Genomic DNA, 16,446 nt, shown 5'->3' on the forward strand with positions numbered 1-16,446 from the left:
CTGCCTCCGCTCAAGCGCCGCGCGGGCTTAGATCACCACCATCATCGGCGGCATGGCGATCACCTCCTCGTCGTCCGGCCCATAGTCGCGCCACATGAGGAGCGCGAACGGGGCCGGGGCATCGAGCACAGTCAGCGGGGCGTGCCAGCTGCCCGGCGCCAGCGTGATGCCCTGTCCGGGCGCGGGCAGGAAGGCTTCCGCCGCCGCAAGGTCCGGCCCGCCCTCGGCCGTGCCCGGTGCCACCACGATCACCCAGCGGGCCGCCGCCATGGGCACGAAGCTCTGGGAGGTGAAGACGTGCCGCTCGATCACGCTCACCGCCACCGGCTGTGGCACCGGCGCGGCGAGGATGAGGGAGAGGCTCGCGGGCACGTCCGACCGCAGGTTCAAGAGACCGGCGTCGAACGAGGTGCGCACGCCCACCGTCTCCGGCACGGCGAACACCTCGCCATAGGGCGCGAAGGCCTCCGCCGTCAGCGGGCGCGGAACGAGAGGCGTCACGCCCCGCCGCCCGCCACTGCGAGCACCGCGTGCAGCAGCACGTTGGCGCCGGCGGCGCACTCCTCCGGCTTGGCGGATTCCAGCTCGTTGTGGCTCACGCCGTCCTTGCAGGGCACGAAGATCATCGCCGTGGGCACCACGGTGGCGAGGTGGAAGCTGTCATGCCCCGCGCCGGAGACGATGGGCCGGTGCGGCAGGCCGAGCCGGTCGGCGGCGGCGGCGATGGCGCCGGTCATGGCCGGATCGAAATGGGTGGGCTCCTTGCGCCAGATGGTGTCGAGATGGATCTCCACCGTCCGCCGCGCTGCGATCTCCTTCACCTGCGCCTGAAGGCCCTTGTCGAGCGCATCGAGGATGCCGGCGTCCGGCGTGCGGAACTCGCCGGAAAAGGCGATCTCGCCGGGGATCACATTGCGCGAGGGCCGTGCGATCACCGCCTCGCCGACACTGCCGACCGCGTTCGGCCCGTGCGCCTTGGCGAGAGCCTCGATGGCCAGCACGATCTCGGACAAGGCCGCGAGCGCATCCTTTCTCAGGTGCATGGGCGTGGAGCCCGTGTGGCTCTCAAAGCCGGTGATGCGGCCGTCGTACCAGATGATGCCCTGGCCGTGCTCCACCACGCCGATGGGAAGGCCCTCCGCCTCCAGGATGGGCCCCTGCTCGATGTGGAGTTCGAGGAAGCCCGAGAACTTCTGCGCGCCCACCGCCTCCGGCCCGCGGTAGCCGATGGCGTCGAGCGCCGCGCCGACGCTGATGCCCTCCGCATCCGTGCGGGCGAGGATGTCGGAAACCGGCAGGTCGGCCACGTAGCCCGCCGAGCCCATCATGGCCGGGGCGAAGCGGGAGCCTTCCTCGTTGGTCCAGTTGCAGACGCAGAGCGGCGCGTCGGTCTCGATGCCGGCGTCATTCAGCGTGCGCACCACTTCCAGCGCCGCCATCACGCCCAATATGCCGTCGAACTTGCCGCCGGTGGGCTGGGTGTCGAGGTGGGAGCCGATGCCCAGCGGCGGCTTCGTCATGTCCTTGCCCGGCCGCAGGGCGAACATGTTGCCGAGGCCGTCCACGCTCACGGTGCAGCCGGCGGCCTCGCAGGCGGCGCGGAACCAGTCGCGCACCTGCCGGTCCTCCTCCGACAGGGTGAGGCGGCGCACGCCGCCCTTCTCCGTGCCGCCGAAGCGGGCAGTCTCGATGATGGTGCTCCAGAGGCGGTCGGCGTTGATCGTGAGGTTGGTGGCGAGCGCGGACATCAATTCACCGGGACGGGGGTTTCAGCCAGAACACAGCGCACGTCGCGGCCGGGGCCGAGATGGACGTAGGGCGGCGGCGCGGCGGTGCAGCGCGGTTGGGCATAGGCACAGCGCGGGGCAAAGGAGCAGGCGACGGGCGCCTTGTCGAGGGAGGGCGGCGTGCCGGGGATGGTCTCCAGCCGTGCTCCGCGCGCCGCGCCGTGGACGGTGGAGGCCAGCAGCCCGCGCGGATAGGGATGCTGCGGCGTGCGGACGATTTCGCCCAGCGTGCCGGTCTCCACGATCTGGCCGGCATACATCACCGCCACCTTGTCGCAGATCTCGATGGCGACGCCGATGTCGTGAGTGACGAAGATCACCGACATGCCCATTTCCCGCTGCAGCTCGCGCAGCAGCAGCAGGATCTGGATCTGCACGGTGGCGTCGAGCGCGGTGGTGGGCTCGTCCGCCAGAAGGATCTTGGGGCGGCAGGCGAGGGCAAGCGCGATCATGGCGCGCTGGCGCATGCCGCCGCTCATCTCGTGGGGATAGGCATCGAGCCGGCGCTTGGCGGACGGGATGCGCACCAGCTCCAGCATTTCCAGCGCGCGGGCGGTGGCATCGCGCTGGCTCAGGCCCTCGTGGCGCATCACCGATTCCGAAATCTGCCGGCCGATGGTGTAGACCGGGTCCAGCGCCAGCGCCGGCTCCTGGAAGATCATGGAAACGGTGCGGCCGCGGAAGTCGGAGAGGGTGGCGTCGTCCATGGCGAGCACGTCCTGCCCCGCCACATGCACGCTGCCGGAGATCACCGAGCGCCTTTTGGGTAGAAGGCGCATGAGCGCGCGCATGGTGACGCTCTTGCCCGAGCCGGATTCACCCAGCAGCCCCAGCACCTCGCCCTCGCCGAGGGAGAGGGACACGCCGTTCACCGCATGGACTGTGCGCTCGCCGGTGAAGCGGATGGTGAGGTCGCGGATGTCGACGAGGGGCGTTGCTGCCTCAGCCACGATTTTCGCGCCGGTCGCTTGGCTTGCAGCTTCGCTCATGCTTCCTCCGGCATCTGTTCATGAAAGTCGGTCTCGCGCTGGAAGGCGGCGCCGATGCGGATCAGCGTCGCCTCGGCGAACGGGCGGCCGATCACTTGAAGCCCGACGGGCAGCCCCGTGCGGGTGAAGCCGCAAGGAAGGCTCACGGTGGGCAGGCCGAGATAGTTCACCGGCCGGGTGAAGCGGGTGATGCGCTGGATCATCGCTTCCGCGCCAGGCCCGCCGTCCGTGTCGGTTTCGGCGATGGTGGGGGCGGGCATGGGCGCGGTGGGGGCAAGCACCGCATCCACCTCGGCCACGGCGCCGAGATGCTCGGCCAGCGCCGGCCCCCGCCAGCGCAGCGCCTCCAGATAGGTCACGGCGGGGATGGCGAAGCCGTTCTCCAGCCGGGTGCGGATCTGCGGGCCATAGTCCTGCGGGCGCTCCAGAAGCCACGCCTTGTGGCTGGCGGAGGCCTCGCAATTCAGCACCACCTGCGAGGCGCCGGAGAGCTTCGTCTGGTCGGGCAATGAGACCGTGACGATGCGCGCGCCGCCGCGCTTCAGCGTGGCGATGGTCTCGTCCAGCACGCGGGCGACCTCGGGGTCTAGATCGTCCACATAGAAGGCATCCGGGATGCCGATGGTGAGGCCCTTCAGGCGGCCTTCGGCAGCGGCGAGATAGTCCGGCACCGGGGCGGTGGCGGTGGTGGGGTCCAGCGGGTCGTGTCCGGCCATGAGGCCGAGCAGGATGGCGCAATCCTCCACCGTCCGTGCCAGCGGGCCGATGGTGTCGAGGGAGAAGGAGAGCGGCATGGCGCCGTAGCGGCTCACCAGCCCCACGGTCGTCTTCAGCCCCGTGACGCCGCAGAAATGCGCCGGCATGCGGATGGAGCCGCCGGTGTCCGAGCCGAGCGCGCCGTAGGTGAGCCGCGCTGCCACCGCCGCCCCCGAGCCGGAGGAGGAGCCGCCGGTGACATGGGCGGTGTTCCACGGGTTCCGCGCCGCGCCGAAATGGGCGTTGTGGCCGGTGGGGCCATAGGCGAATTCCACCATGTGCAGCGCGCCGAGCCGCACCGTGCCGGCCGCCTTGATGCGGGCGAGCGCCGTGGAATCGGTCGTCGCCACCCTTTCCCGGAGGATCTTCGAGCCGCAGGTGGAGACGCGGCCTTCCTCGTAGAACATGTCCTTGTGGGCGAGGGGCAGTCCGTGGAGCAGGCCCTTCTCCTCACCCTGCGCCAGTGCCGCGTCAGCCGCATCTGCGGCGGCGAGGGCTGCTTCCGGCTCGATGGCGATGAAGGCGTTGATGGCCGGCTGAAGGCGCGCGATGCGGGCGAGGCAGGCCTCCGTCGCCTCGCGGGAGGAGAGCACGCCGGCGCGGATGGCCATGGCAGCCTCCGCCAGCGTCATCAATGCCGGATCGGCCGGGGCGCCGGCGGAGGGGCGGAGCGACAGGCTCATTGGCCGCCCTCCTGAGGCTCCGCACGGGGCCGTTGCACCGTGAGGAAGGTCGCAGGCTCCAGATCGAACGGCAGGGTGCCGGCCACGGCGGAGAAGGCGGCAAGGCCGGGCGAGATGCCGGCGGCGATCCGCGCAGCGTCGGCGGCGGAGAGATCGAGGCCGGCGGCGCGGATGATGGCGGCGGCGTCTTCCGGCGAAAGGTGCTGGCTCATGCGGCGACCTCCGTCGCGGCGGGCGCGCGGCTGTGGCCGGAGCCCGGGATCACCATGTGGCAGGCGGCGAGATGGGCATCCGGCGCCGTATCGCCCGGCGTCGCCGGGGAGAGCGCAGGGCCGATGCGGCCGCACACCTCCTCGGCGAAGGAACAGCGGGTGTGGAAGCGGCAGCCGGCGGGCGGATCGATGGGGTTCGGCGGATCGCCGGACAGCGGCGGCGTCTCGGTGCGCTTGTCCGGGTCGAGGGCCGGCATGGCGGCGAGCAGTGCGCGCGTATAGGGGTGGGCGGGCGCCTCCCACACCTGATCCACCGGCCCGACCTCCACCACCTGCCCGAGATACATCACCAGCACGCGGTCGGAGATGTAGCGGACCACGTTGAGGTCGTGGCTGATGAAGACATAGGTAAGGCCGAACTCGCGCTTGAGGTCGGTGAGCAGGTTCAGCACCTGCGCTTCCACCGACTTGTCGAGCGCCGAGACCGCCTCGTCGAGGATCACGAGCCGCGGCTTCAGCGCGAGGGCGCGGGCGATGTTGACACGCTGGCGCTGGCCGCCGGAGACCTCGTGGGGATAGCGGTTGGCGAAGACCTCGGGGCGCAGGCCCACCTTGCCCATCAGCTCGCGGGCGAGCGCCCGCGCCTCCTTGTCCGCAACGCCATGGACCTTGGGGCCGAAGGCGATGCTCTCCTCTATGGTGAGGCGCGGGTTCAGTGACGCATAGCTGTCCTGGAACACCATCTGCATCCCACGCCGGAACTCGCGCATGGACAGGCTGTAGCCGACGACCTGTCCGTCGAAGAGGATTTCGCCTGACGTGCGCGGCATCAGGTGCATGAGCAGGCGCGCGGTGGTGGACTTGCCGCAGCCGCTCTCGCCCACGATGCCGAGCGTCTCGCCCTTGGCGACGGCGAAGGAGACGTCGTCCACCGCCCGCACCGTCTTCTTCTCGGCGAACAGGCCGCCGCCGATGGGGAAGTGCTTGGTGAGGCTTTTCACGGCGAGCAGCGGCTGGGCCGGTCCGCCGAGATCCTCAAGAGGTTCGATGGTGCTCAATTGCGGATGTCCATGGCGCTGCGCAGCCCGTCGCTGAGCATGTTGAAGCAGATGGAGACGGCGAAGATCATCACTCCCGGCAGCGCCGCGACGCCCGGATTGACGTAGATGGCGGTGCGCAGCGTGTTCAGCATCAGGCCCCATTCGGGCTCCGGCGGCCGCGTGCCGAGGCCGAGGAAGGAGAGACCCGCCGCGAGGATCATCGAGACGGAGATGAGGCCCGTCGCATAGACGAAGATCGGCCCCAGCACGTTGCCCAGCATATGCACGCGCATGATGGTGAGCGCCGAGGCGCCGGACGCCCGCGCCGCATCCACGAAGTCCAGCGAACGGACCGAGGTGGTGACGCTCTCCGCCACGCGGGTGATCTGCGGGACGAACACAACGGTGAGCGACACAATGGAATTGACGATGCCGGCCCCGAGCACGCCCGAGATGGCGATGGCCAGCAGCACGGACGGGAAGGCGTAGAATACGTCGATCGTGCGCATGATCAGCGTGTTGACCTTGCCGCCGAGATAGCCCGCCAGCAGGCCGAGGCTGGTGCCGATGCCGAAGGCGAGGATCACCGGCAGGATGCCGATCAGCAGCGAGAGCCGCCCGCCATAGACGAGGCGGGAGAGCATGTCGCGGCCGAGTTCGTCGCTGCCCAGCGGATAGTTGGGCGTGCCGATGGGGCGCAGCCGGCGGATCATGGAGCCCTGGTAGGGATCGGCGAGGCCGAGCCAGGGGGCGAAGATGGCGGCGAGCACGATGAGGAGGAGAATGGCCGCGCAGGCCATGCTCACCTTGTCGCGGGAAAGGCGGCGGGCTACCGTCGCCCAATAGCCGCGGGCCTTCTCGATGGGGGCCGCCTCGAGGGCGGCGTCGCTTGTGGCGGTCACGCTCAGGCCCTCTTGATGCGCGGGTCGATCGCCGCCTGGGCGATGTCCACCACGAGGTTGAGGAAGACGAAGAACAGCGCCAGCACCAGGATCGTGCCCTGCAAGAGGGGTAAGTCGCGCTGGAAGATCGCCGAGTTCAAAAGGAAGCCCGTGCCCGGCCAGGAAAACACCGTCTCGATGAGGATGGAGCCGCCGAGCAGGTAGCCGAGTTGCAGGCCCATGACGGCGATGGCCGTGGGCAGGGCGTTCTTCACTACGTGGCGGAACACCTGTGTCTCGCGCAGGCCCTTGGAGCGCAGCGCCTCCACGAAATCCTGCGAGAGGATGTCGCCGGTGAGCGCGCGCACCGTGCGCGTCACGATGCCCATCGGGATCACCGACATGGTGACGGCGGGCAGGATGAGGAAGCGCAGATGCTCCCAGTTCCACGCCCAGCCGCCCGGCCCCATGCCCACGGCGGGCAGCCAGTTGAGCCACACGGAGAAGATGATGACGAGCACCATGCCCAGCCAGTAGTGGGGCACGGAGACGCCCGCCACCGCGATGGAGGTGGCGAGCTTGTCCACCCAGGTGTTGCGGAAGTAGCCGGCGATCAGGCCGAAGAAGGCGCCCAGCACGAAGCCGATGAAGGCTGCGGTCACCGCGAGGATGAAGGTGTTGCCCACCGCCGCCGTCACCTCGGCGAGCACCGGCCGGCCGGTGGCGATGGAGGTGCCGAGATTGCCGTGCAGCGCCTTCCAGACCCAGATGCCGAACTGCACCGGCAGGGGCTGGTCGAAGCCGTAGGCCGCGCGCATCTGCGCCGCAAGTTCCGCCGAGGCGTCCGGCGGCAGCACCGCCACCAGCGGATCGCCCGGGGTGATGTGAACCAGCAGGAAGCACACCAGCGCCACCGAGACGACGATGGGGATCACATAGACGATGCGCCGCAGGATATAGAGGAGCACGGGGCCACCTTGCTTCAATCGGAAAGGCGCGGGGCGGGCGGCTCCGCGTGTGTCGCTTCTGTTCTCTCCCCTCTCCCCTTGCGGGAGAGGGGGCGGGGGTGAGGGGTGAAGGCGCCGCCGCTCCCGACACCGTGCGGTCGGCGACAGCCCCTCATCCGTCTCGCGGCTGCGCCGCGATCCACCTTCTCCCGCAAGGGGAGAAGGTCCCCGCCTCACTGCCCGATGGACACCGGCGAGAAGTCCACGAACCAGCTCTTGGGCTGCACGAAGCCCTTGATCTTCGGGCTCAGCGCGCGCGGACCCACGTCATGGGCGACCCACAGGAAGGCGGCATCGTCCACCGAGGCGGCGTGCAGCTCGGCGAGGGCGGCATCGCGCGCGGCGGGATCGAAGGCGTTGCGCGCCTTCTTCACCAGCTCGTCGAACTTCGGGTTGTTGATGTAGCCCCAGTTGTTGGAAACGGGCGGCGCCATGCCGGACTGGAGGAAGCGCACCATGGCGAAGAAGGGGTCCATGGCCGCATAGGTGATGTTCACCGCATTGGAACCATTGGCGGAGGGGTCCTTCGCGCCCTTGCGCCAGTTGGTGAACAGCGTGTTCCACTCGATGACGTCGAGCTTCACGTCGAAATAGCACTCGGCCAGCGCCTGCTGCAGGTATTCGTTCATGGGCAGCGGCAGCATCTGGCCCGAGCCGGAGGCCGACGTCTGCGTCGTCACCGTCAGCTTCTTGTCGGGGCCGAAGCCGGCCTCCTTCATCAGCTTCTGGCCTTCCTTCACATCATACTTGATCTGGAAGGTCGGGTTGCCGCGCCAGGGGTGGCCGGGCTCCACGGTGCCGGTGGCGGGCGCCATCAGGCCACCGAGCAGGCCCTCCTTCATGCCTTCGCGGTCGATGCAGAGGTTCGCTGCCTTGCGCACCCGGATGTCGTTCCAGGGCGAGCCCTCGATGCGCGAGAACTGCCACGGCCAGACGTGCGGCTGCTCGTTCGCCTCGATCTTGAAGCCGCGGGACTTGAGCTGCGGCAGGGCGTCGGGCGCGGGCGCCTCGATCCAGTCCACCTGCCCGGCGAGGAGGGCGGCGGTGCGGGCGTTGGCCTCGGGCATGGGCAATAGCACCATGCGGTCGGTCTTCGGGATGCGGTTCTTGTCCCAGTAGGCGGCGTTCTTCACCAGCTCCAGCCGCTCACGCGGGACGAAGGCGGCCATCTTCCACGGGCCGGTGCCGGAGGCGCTGCGGGCGAAGATGGTCCAGGCCGCCGCGGCCTTCGCCTTGGCGTCGGCGCCCTCGGCGGTCTCATAGAGCTTCTGCCAGTGGGTTGGGCTCGCCATGAACAGGTTGGTGAGATTGTAGGGCAGGAAGGAGTCGGGCTCCGAGGTGGTCAGCTCCACCGTCAGATCGTCGATCTTCTTCGCCGAGCGCAGGGTCGGCATGCGCGAGGCGGTGACGCCCACCTGGCTGGCATCGAACTGGGGTGCCTCCTTGTTGAGCACCTTGTCCACGTTCCATACCACGGCATCGGCGTTGAACGGCGAACCGTCATGGAACGTCACGCCGGGGCGCAGCTTGAAGATCCACTTGGTCTTGTCGTTATCGTCCACCTTCCACTCGGTGGCGAGGCCGGGCACGAGGACGCTGGGCTTGGTGGCGGAGGACAGATCCCACAGCACCAGCGCGTCATACATGGTGAGGCCGGTGAAGCGGTTGCCCTCGAAACCCTGGTCGGGCTGGCCGAGGGTGCGCGGAATGTCGGCCGCCGTCATGCCGATGCGCAGGGTGGTCTCCGCAGCGGCAAACCCCGGTGCCAGAAGGGCCGGCGCGGCGAAGGCGCCGCCCGTGGCCATGAGAAAGGCAGCCGTCCTCAGGAGGCGGCGGGCCGGGCTGTTGCGCAGATGGGTGATGGGCATCGTCGAGTCCTCTTCGGCGGATGCCCATGCTGGCTAGCAACCCCTGTGCCATGCGGCCGGAGCTGTCCCGATCCTTTATGCCGCTAGGGAATGGAAGGGACAGTTTATCGTTAAATCATCGATGAATTGCATATATGCCTACCAATTAGGCATGTCGGGTCGGGCGCATGCTTTTTGGGTCGAACGATGATCCTGCCGCTTTTCACGGCGGCGCCCCGATGCTTCCTTTGGGGCGGGCATGGGGGAGGGCGCTTTGAAGATTCTGGTCCTGAATGCGAACACCAGCGCGGCCGTGACCGACCGGATGGTGGCGGCCCTCCAGCGTCGCGCGCCGGCGGGCGTCGAACTCGCCGGCGTCACCGCCACCTTCGGCGAGCCCTATGTCACCACACGCCAATCCGCGGCCGTGGCCGGCCATGCGGCTCTCGACGCGGCAGCGGCGGCCGTGGCGCAGGAGGCGCAGGAGGGACGCCCGCCGTTCGATGCCGCCCTCTATGCGTGCTTCGGCGAGCCGGGCCTTGAGGCGCTGCGGGGCACCTTCACCTTCCCCTTTGCCGGCATGGCCGAGGCGAGCATCCTCGCCGCGCTCCAGTTGGGCGAGCGATTCTCCATCGTGGTGCCCCACGGTGAATGGCCCGCCATGCTGCGCGAGCTGATGCGCCGGACCCATCTGGACGGGCGCTGCGCGGGTATCGCCATGGTCCCCGGCGACGCCCTCGGCCTGTCCGCACGCCACGCGGATGGCTCCTCGGACAAGACCTGGGCCGTGGCCCGGGTGGTGGAGGAGACCATCGCGGCGCAGGCGCCGGACGTGGTGATCCTCGGCGGGGCGGCGCTGGCCGGCTATGCGGCGGAGATCGAGGTCGCGGCGCCGGTGCCCGTCATCGATTCCCTCGAAGCGGGCTTCGAGCAGGCGCTCGCTCTCGCGCGGCTCGGCCCGTGCCGCAGGGAGAGGGGCTGAAAGCAGCGGGGGCTTGGCCTTGCCGGGCGTTTTATGTCGTGCCGCACCGGAGGGGCTGCTATAGGCGGCGGGCCGGCGCCTCCGTGCGACCGGCGCCCGTCCCGCGCGAGGGGCGGCTGCCGCAGCGAGTTCCCCCTTGATCGTCGATCCGCTTTTCTATGCCGCCGCCGTTCCCGCCACCATCGTGGTGGGGCTCTCCAAGGGCGGCTTCACCGGCCTGTCGGTGCTGGGCCAACCCATCCTGGCGCTGGTGATGTCGCCCATCCAGGCGGCGGCCATCATCCTGCCGGTGCTCATCGTGCAGGACGTGGTGAGCCTCTACGCCTACTGGCGCCGCTGGAGCCGCAAGGAACTGCTGCGGACCCTTCCGGGCGCCGTCGCGGGCATCATTCTCGGCTATCTGCTTGCGGCCTCGGTGTCCGATGCGGCGGTGGCCTTCGGCATCGGCGTGCTTTCGGTGGCGGAAGCGGCGCGCGCCTTCCTGTCGCGACGGCTGAAGCGCGAGCCCGGTGTGGCGGGGCAGGTCTCGGGCGTGGTGTGGAGCGTGGTCTCCGGCTTCACCAGCATGATCGCCAACGCGGGAGGGCCGCCGCTGATGATCTACCTGCTGCGGCGGCCGTTGCCCGTGCAGCAGTTCGCGGCGACAGCCACCGCCTTCTTCGCCGTGGTGAACTGGGTGAAGCTGCCGTTCTTCCTCGCGCTGGGGCAGGTCTCGTTCGAGAACCTCGCCACCTCGGCCGTGCTGTTCCCCGTCGCGGTGGTGGCCACCATGGCCGGCGTCTGGCTGGTGCGGCGGGTCTCGCCGGCCCGCTTCTTCGGCCTCGTCTATACGATCCTCGCCGTGGTCGGCCTGAAGCTGATCTATGACGGGGTGACGCACTTCTGAGCGTGCGTCCGCCACCGGGGCCGCTCAGGTCAGCGGCACCGGCATCAGCCCCTCAAGCGCCGGGCGCGCCTTGAGCCGTCCGTACCATGCCGCGAGGTTGGGGAGCTCCGGCCGTTCCAGCCCGGTCCCGTCCAGCGGCATGTTGAACCAGCGGTGGGCGCAGCAGGCGAGGGGGATATCGGCCACGGTGAGGCGATCGCCCACCAGATGCTCGCGCCCGACGAGCGCCGCGTCCACGATCGTCAGCGCCGTGCCGAGATTGGCGAAGGCGGGGGCGAGGGCCTTCGGATCGCGCTTGTTCGGCGCGGTGCGCACGATGCCCCACGTCAGCGCGCTCAGTGGCGCGGCGACGGTGCCGAGCTGGAAATCCATCCAGTGCCCCGCCTCGGCCTGCGCCTGGAGATCGGCGGGCATCAGCGTGCCGAGCCCGTGGCGGGTGGCGAGATAGCGCACGATGGCGTTGGATTCCCACAGCACGAAGCCATCATCCTCGATCACCGGCACCCGTCCTACGGGGTTCTTCGCCCGGAATTCGGCCGTGTCCACCACGCCGAAGGCGCCGCCGGCCTCGATCCGCTCGAAGGGTAGGCCGAGCTCCCGCACGGTCCAGATCACCTTCTCGACGTTCACCGAATTGATGCGGCCCCAGACCTTGAGCATGTGGTGTCCTCCCCTCGTGCGGGGCGCTTCTAGCGCCGTTCGCCGGCGGGCGCGAGCCATGGGTGCGAGCCAAGGGTGCGAGCCATGGGTGCGAGCCTCAAGCCTTTCCGGCGAATGCTTTCGACTTCGCCACAATGGGATGCAAGGATGACGGCACGGAAAGACCATGGCCCGCATCTTCGCCTTCCTCGTCGTCTTCATTTCGCTGCTCGGCGCGGCGCCCTGGCTTGTGCCCGTGGCAAAGGAGAGCGCGAAGCTCATCGCGGCCCGCGACGATCCCGCCGCCCTCGCGGATCTCGGCCTCAAGGGGTTCACGGGGGAGGACGCGACGCGCGCCATCGAGGCCGCATTGGCGGAGGACGACACGGCGCTCGCCACCTCCTATCTCGCCTTGGCCGATGCCCGGCACCTCGCAATTCCCCCGGAGCTGCGCAAACAGGTGGAAGCGGCCAATGGCGCGGGCGCGCAGGCGCTGCATTCCGCCAAGGCGTTCGGCATGGGCTTCCTCACCGGCCAGCCCACAGACCTCGCCGGCCTCGCGGGGGCGGCGACCAGCGACCTGATGGTCTGGGGCGACATCCGCGATGCCGGCCGCGAGGGCCTGAAGATCGCCCGCGGCGAGGAGCCGGACCAGCTCATTCTCGGCCTGTCGGCGGTGGGCATCGCCGTGACGGCCGGCACCTACGCCACCGTGGGCGCGAGCCTGCCGGTGCGCATGGGCATCTCGCTGGTGAAGGTGGCGAAGCGCACGGGCCGCCTTTCCGCCGGCTTGCTGCGCAGCTTCACCCGTGCCGCGCGGGAGAGCGTGGACTTCGTGGCCCTGCGCCGGCTCCTGTCTGGCTCGGCCGCGGTGGACGGGGCGGCGGTGAAGAGCGTGGTGCGCACCGATCGCCTCGCCACCCTCACGCGCATGCTGGACGATACCGCCCGCATCGAGACCAAGGCCGGCACCCGCGCCGCGCTGGAAGGGCTGAAGGTGGCCGAGGGCGGGCGCGACCTCTCCCGCGTCGCCCGGCTCGCTGACGCCAAGGGCGTGCAGACCCTCGGCATCCTGAAGACGCTGGGGCGCGGGGCCATCGCCATCACCAGCCTGCTGTTCCACCTCATCTGGTGGGGCTTCCTCGCGGTCTTCTATCTGTTCGCGCTGGTGTCGAGCTTCAATTCCTTCTGCGTCGCCTGTGCCCGCCGGACGTGGCGGCACAAGCGGCGGCGGGGGCGCAGGCACGAGCCTCCCGCCGCAATGCCACGCGGAAAGCCGTTTGTGCGGCGCGCACCCACCGTTGCGCCCGTGGCGGCGATCGCGGTCCCGGCCCCGGCCGCCGCCGATGTCATCGCCGAGGCCACCCGCGACGTACTCGCCGCCACCGAGGTGGTGCGCGCCCTCGGACTGGAGGAGACCGGCGGGGAGTTGGCAGGCGGGGAGGGACCTTCTAGTTTCCCGGCCCGCGCGCCCGAGCGGCGTGAGCCCCCGCCTGTTCTTGTTCCCCGCGAAGGTCCCTCATGCCCCACTTCTCCTCCGACGGTGTCGATATCGCCTATCTCGACCAGGGTGCCGGCGAGCCGGTCCTCCTGATCCACGGCTTCGCCTCCACCAAGGAGATCAACTGGGTCGGCCCCTCCTGGACCAAGACGCTCACCGAGGCGGGCTACCGCGTCATAGCCTTTGACCATCGCGGCCACGGGGAATCCGAGAAGCTCTACGATCCTGCGCTCTACCACACCCGCCTGATGGCAGAGGACGCCCACCGCCTGCTCCGGCACCTCGGCCTCGAGCGGGCGGACGTGATCGGCTATTCCATGGGCGCCCGCGTCGCCGCCCAGATGGCGCTGCATTTTCCTCATGCGGTGCGCTCGGCGATTTTCGGGGGTCTCGGCATCCACCTCGTGGACGGGGTCGGCCTGCCGCAGACGGTGGCGGACGCGCTGGAGGCGCCGAGCCTTGATGACGTGCCGGATGCCATGGGCCGCATGTTCCGCGCCTTCGCCGATGCCAACAAGGCGGACCTCAAGGCACTCGCCGCCTGCATCCGTGGCTCCCGGCAGGTGCTGACGCGGGAGGAGGTGGGGCGCATCTACCAGCCGGTGATGGTGGCCATCGGCACCCGCGACACGGTTTCCGGCGCCGCCGCGCCGCTGGTGGCGCTGCTCCCGGACGGCACCCAGCTCGACATCCCCAACCGTGACCACAATCCCGCCGTGGGCGACAAGGTGTTCAAGCAGGGCGCTCTCGACTTCCTGAAGGGGCGCCCCTGACGCCGGCCGGCGGGAACCTCTCGCCTTGCCGCCGCATGTGCTAGAACAGGGGCAAGTCTGAGCCCCGAGGAGGCAGAGATGCCGCAATTGCCGATGGTTTCGCAGGCGCCGGTTTCGCAGGTTCCGGAGATCGCCGGGCCGCGCGTGACGCGCCTTGGCACCGAGCGCTGGCACGATGTGGTAGACCCGGTGTGGGCGCGCCTGCGCAACGAGGCCGAGGAGGCCGCCGAGCGCGAGCCGCTGCTCGCCGGCTTCTTCACCAGCGCCATCCTCGGCCAGCCAAGCCTTGAGGCGGTGATCGGCGAGCGCATCGCCGCCCGCCTCGGCGATACCGACCTGCCGGGCTCGGCCATCCGCGCCGCCTGGCTCGATGCGGTGGCCCGCGACAAGGACATCCCCCAGGCCCTGCGCGCCGACGTGATGGCGGTGGTGGACCGTGATCCCGCCGCCGACCGCACGCTGGAGCCGGTGCTCTATTTCAAGGGCTTCCACGCCATCCAGGCGCACCGGCTGGCGCACTCCCTGTGGAACAACGGGCACAAGGATTTCGCGCTCTACCTCCAGAGCCGCGCCTCGTCCGTCTTCGCCGTCGATATCCATCCGCAGGTGCCCATGGGCCGCGGCGTGTTCTTCGACCATGCCACCGGCATCGTCGTCGGCGCGACGGCGGTGATCGAGGATGACGTCTCCATCCTCCAGGGCGTGACGCTGGGCGGCACCGGCAAGGAGAGCGGTGACCGGCATCCCAAGATCCGGCGCGGCGTGCTCATCGGCGCCGGCGCAAAGGTGCTGGGCAACATCGAGGTTGGCCGCTGCGCCCGCGTCGCCGCCGGTTCGGTGGTGCTGAAGCCGGTCCCGCGCAACACCACCGTCGCCGGCATCCCGGCCAAGGTGGTGGGCGAGGCCGGCTGCGCCGAGCCTTCGCGCTCCATGGATCAGATGTTCGAGGACAACATCTGGTCCGGTGCTGACATCTGACCCCGCCGGCTTGAACGCGCGCCCGATGGCGGCCATAAGGCGGCCATCCGCTCTCAGGAGGACACCCCTTGGACAAGACCGAGATCGAGCAGGTGCAGCGTTATATGCGGAACCTCTTTAACAATCCGCAGATCAACGTGGCGGCCCGCGCGAAGCCGAAGGGCAGCGCTGAGGTGTTCCTCGGCGAGGAAGCCATCGGCACTCTGGACAAGGACGAGGAGGACGGCGAGCTTTCCTATCATTTCCGCATGCCGGTTCTGGACAAGGACGCTCCGAGCTACCTCCGCACCAAGTTCGGCAACCCGAAGTTCAAGGTGGTCGCCTTCGCCAAGTCGAAGGACACGGCCGAGGTCTATCTCGGCGAGGATTCCATCGGTACCCTCACCAAGGACGAGGAAAAGGGGAAGGTCACGCAGAACTTCCGCATGGCCATCTTCGAGACCGACCTCGAGTGAGCCTGCGATAGGCCTTCCTGCCCCAAACCGCCCACATCCTTTTCGGGTGCTTTTCCACTGCAGCCGCCGTCGCCCTCCGGCTTGACCGGAGGGTCTATCGTGCGGCTTGGCGCCGGTGCGGGAGGAGAGATGGGTCCTCCGGTCGAGCCGGAGGACGACGGCGGGCTCTCGCCGTCACCATACGCGCTTGCGCCTTCCCCTGAACGCGCTACACCTCTGGCATATTGAATCCAGAGGGGAGGGCGCCGTGGCGCTGCTGGAGGTCTCCGGGGAGCGGTTCAGGGTGGAGGTGACGGGGCCGGAGGGCGCGCCGCCGCTCATCCTCTCCCATTCCCTCGGCTGCACGCTCGGCATGTGGGACGAGGTGGCTCCGCTGTTCGCGAGCCGCCGCCTCATCCGCTACGACGCCCGCGGCCATGGCGAAAGCGCCGCGCCGGATCAGGTCTATTCTATGGGCGACCTCGGCCGCGACGTGCTGGCGCTGATGGATCGCCTCAACCTCGCCACTGCCGACTTCTGCGGCCTGTCGCTGGGCGGCATGGTGGGCCAGTGGCTGGCGCTGAACGCGCCCCAGCGCCTCACCCGCCTCGTGCTCTCGAACACCACCGCCCATGCCGGCCCGGCGCGCTTCTGGGATCACCGCATCAAGGCGGTGCGCAAGGACGGCACCGGGCCCATCGCCGATTCCGTCATCGACAGCTGGTTCACGCCCGAGTTCAAGGCGCAGCGGCCCGCGCGGGTCGCGGACGTCCGGGCGATGGTGACCGGGACGAAGCCCTCGGGCTACATGGGCACCAGCGCCGCCATGCGCGACATGGATTTCCGCCCGGACGTTGCGCGCATCTCAGTCGAAACACTGGTGATGGTCTCCGATGGCGACCGCTCCACGCCGCCGGCCTGGGGCGAGGCCATTGCCACCGCCATTCCGGGCGCCAGACTGGCGCGCCTGCCGGGTGGGCACCTCTCCGCCATCGAGCAGCCCGAAGCGTTCGCACGGACCGTTTCCGCCTTCCTGGGATAGCCGTGCGCT

Annotated in this window: 17 protein-coding genes; 7 read left to right on the top strand and 10 right to left on the bottom strand. The window is 69.4% G+C overall.

The genetic code is table 11. From position 1 onward, the window contains the following. Positions 1-27 precede the first annotated feature (27 nt). The 9 genes from ACT535_RS20985 to ACT535_RS21025 all read right to left on the bottom strand — a co-directional run bounded on the left by ACT535_RS20985 (position 28) and on the right by ACT535_RS21025 (position 9,223). The gene (locus tag ACT535_RS20985; RefSeq protein ID WP_476365883.1) at positions 28-501 is read right to left on the bottom strand and encodes an ureidoglycolate lyase; all 474 of its coding nucleotides are present in this window, start codon (positions 499-501) and stop codon (positions 28-30) included. Next, a complete protein-coding gene (locus tag ACT535_RS20990) occupies positions 498-1,748 on the bottom strand; it encodes an allantoate amidohydrolase (protein ID WP_476365884.1) in 1,251 nt (416 codons plus the stop codon). Before ACT535_RS20990 ends, ACT535_RS20985 begins: the two co-directional genes overlap by 4 nt. Then, entirely contained in the window at positions 1,748-2,776 is a 1,029-nt protein-coding gene (locus tag ACT535_RS20995; RefSeq protein ID WP_476365885.1) for an ABC transporter ATP-binding protein, read from the bottom strand. Before ACT535_RS20995 ends, ACT535_RS20990 begins: the two co-directional genes overlap by 1 nt. Then, positions 2,773-4,215 carry an amidase gene (locus ACT535_RS21000; RefSeq protein ID WP_476365886.1) on the bottom strand — a complete coding sequence of 481 codons (1,443 nt, stop codon included), beginning with the start codon at positions 4,213-4,215 and terminating at the stop codon, positions 2,773-2,775. The genes ACT535_RS20995 and ACT535_RS21000 overlap by 4 nt, the downstream gene beginning before the upstream one ends. Then, positions 4,212-4,427 (bottom strand): hypothetical protein, encoded by a 216-nt coding sequence (locus tag ACT535_RS21005; RefSeq protein WP_476365887.1) that lies wholly within the window; start codon positions 4,425-4,427, stop codon positions 4,212-4,214. Before ACT535_RS21005 ends, ACT535_RS21000 begins: the two co-directional genes overlap by 4 nt. Beyond that, positions 4,424-5,485 carry an ABC transporter ATP-binding protein gene (locus tag ACT535_RS21010; protein WP_476365888.1) on the bottom strand — a complete coding sequence of 354 codons (1,062 nt, stop codon included), beginning with the start codon at positions 5,483-5,485 and terminating at the stop codon, positions 4,424-4,426. The genes ACT535_RS21005 and ACT535_RS21010 overlap by 4 nt, the downstream gene beginning before the upstream one ends. Then, positions 5,482-6,375, bottom strand: a complete 894-nt coding sequence (locus tag ACT535_RS21015; RefSeq protein ID WP_476365967.1) for an ABC transporter permease — start codon at positions 6,373-6,375, stop codon at positions 5,482-5,484. Before ACT535_RS21015 ends, ACT535_RS21010 begins: the two co-directional genes overlap by 4 nt. After that, positions 6,372-7,316: an ABC transporter permease gene (locus ACT535_RS21020; protein ID WP_168456467.1), complete on the bottom strand. Its 945-nt coding sequence runs from the start codon at positions 7,314-7,316 to the stop codon at positions 6,372-6,374. Before ACT535_RS21020 ends, ACT535_RS21015 begins: the two co-directional genes overlap by 4 nt. A gap of 212 nt (positions 7,317-7,528) precedes the next feature. After that, on the bottom strand, positions 7,529-9,223 hold the full coding sequence (locus ACT535_RS21025) for an ABC transporter substrate-binding protein (protein ID WP_476365889.1): 1,695 nt from the start codon (positions 9,221-9,223) through the stop codon (positions 7,529-7,531). Between the two features lie 253 nt (positions 9,224-9,476). Here ACT535_RS21025 and ACT535_RS21030 point away from each other — a divergent pair, with 253 nt between their 5' ends. Together ACT535_RS21030 and ACT535_RS21035 are read left to right on the top strand one after the other, a co-directional pair. After that, a complete protein-coding gene (locus tag ACT535_RS21030; protein WP_168456468.1) occupies positions 9,477-10,184 on the top strand; it encodes an aspartate/glutamate racemase family protein in 708 nt (235 codons plus the stop codon). A 136-nt stretch (positions 10,185-10,320) separates the two neighbouring features. Next, on the top strand, positions 10,321-11,070 hold the full coding sequence (locus ACT535_RS21035) for a sulfite exporter TauE/SafE family protein (RefSeq protein ID WP_476365890.1): 750 nt from the start codon (positions 10,321-10,323) through the stop codon (positions 11,068-11,070). 24 nt (positions 11,071-11,094) lie between these two features. Here the strand turns inward: ACT535_RS21035 and ACT535_RS21040 are convergent, their stop codons facing one another. Next, positions 11,095-11,730 (bottom strand): glutathione S-transferase family protein, encoded by a 636-nt coding sequence (locus ACT535_RS21040; RefSeq protein WP_476365891.1) that lies wholly within the window; start codon positions 11,728-11,730, stop codon positions 11,095-11,097. 166 nt (positions 11,731-11,896) lie between these two features. On the opposite strand from ACT535_RS21040, the gene ACT535_RS21045 reads away from it, so the two are divergent. From ACT535_RS21045 to pcaD, 5 genes are all read left to right on the top strand, one after another. Next, complete coding sequence (locus ACT535_RS21045; protein WP_476365892.1) at positions 11,897-13,303, top strand: hypothetical protein; 1,407 nt, start codon at positions 11,897-11,899, stop codon at positions 13,301-13,303. Further along, positions 13,231-13,983, top strand: a complete 753-nt coding sequence (locus tag ACT535_RS21050; protein WP_476365893.1) for an alpha/beta fold hydrolase — start codon at positions 13,231-13,233, stop codon at positions 13,981-13,983. The genes ACT535_RS21045 and ACT535_RS21050 overlap by 73 nt, the downstream gene beginning before the upstream one ends. A gap of 78 nt (positions 13,984-14,061) precedes the next feature. Next, the gene (cysE, locus tag ACT535_RS21055) at positions 14,062-14,961 is read left to right on the top strand and encodes a serine O-acetyltransferase (protein WP_210254249.1); all 900 of its coding nucleotides are present in this window, start codon (positions 14,062-14,064) and stop codon (positions 14,959-14,961) included. A gap of 68 nt (positions 14,962-15,029) precedes the next feature. Continuing rightward, positions 15,030-15,416 (top strand): DUF3126 family protein, encoded by a 387-nt coding sequence (locus ACT535_RS21060; protein WP_394077883.1) that lies wholly within the window; start codon positions 15,030-15,032, stop codon positions 15,414-15,416. Between the two features lie 247 nt (positions 15,417-15,663). Then, positions 15,664-16,437, top strand: coding sequence for a 3-oxoadipate enol-lactonase (gene pcaD / locus ACT535_RS21065; protein WP_476365894.1), 774 nt, complete (start codon positions 15,664-15,666; stop codon positions 16,435-16,437). The last annotated feature ends 9 nt before the right edge of the window (positions 16,438-16,446 follow it).

It is taken from the genome of Xanthobacter sp. DMC12, from assembly GCF_056314105.1.

Coding starts and splice junctions, on each gene's coding strand:
- cysE (WP_210254249.1), top strand. CDS start 14,062: ATGCCGCAATTGCCGATGGTTTCGCAGGCGCCGGTTTCGCAGGTTCCG.
- ACT535_RS21005 (WP_476365887.1), bottom strand. CDS start 4,427: ATGAGCCAGCACCTTTCGCCGGAAGACGCCGCCGCCATCATCCGCGCC.
- ACT535_RS21025 (WP_476365889.1), bottom strand. CDS start 9,223: ATGCCCATCACCCATCTGCGCAACAGCCCGGCCCGCCGCCTCCTGAGG.
- ACT535_RS21050 (WP_476365893.1), top strand. CDS start 13,231: ATGCCCCACTTCTCCTCCGACGGTGTCGATATCGCCTATCTCGACCAG.
- ACT535_RS20995 (WP_476365885.1), bottom strand. CDS start 2,776: ATGAGCGAAGCTGCAAGCCAAGCGACCGGCGCGAAAATCGTGGCTGAG.
- ACT535_RS21045 (WP_476365892.1), top strand. CDS start 11,897: ATGGCCCGCATCTTCGCCTTCCTCGTCGTCTTCATTTCGCTGCTCGGC.
- ACT535_RS21040 (WP_476365891.1), bottom strand. CDS start 11,730: ATGCTCAAGGTCTGGGGCCGCATCAATTCGGTGAACGTCGAGAAGGTG.
- ACT535_RS20990 (WP_476365884.1), bottom strand. CDS start 1,748: ATGTCCGCGCTCGCCACCAACCTCACGATCAACGCCGACCGCCTCTGG.
- ACT535_RS21000 (WP_476365886.1), bottom strand. CDS start 4,215: ATGAGCCTGTCGCTCCGCCCCTCCGCCGGCGCCCCGGCCGATCCGGCA.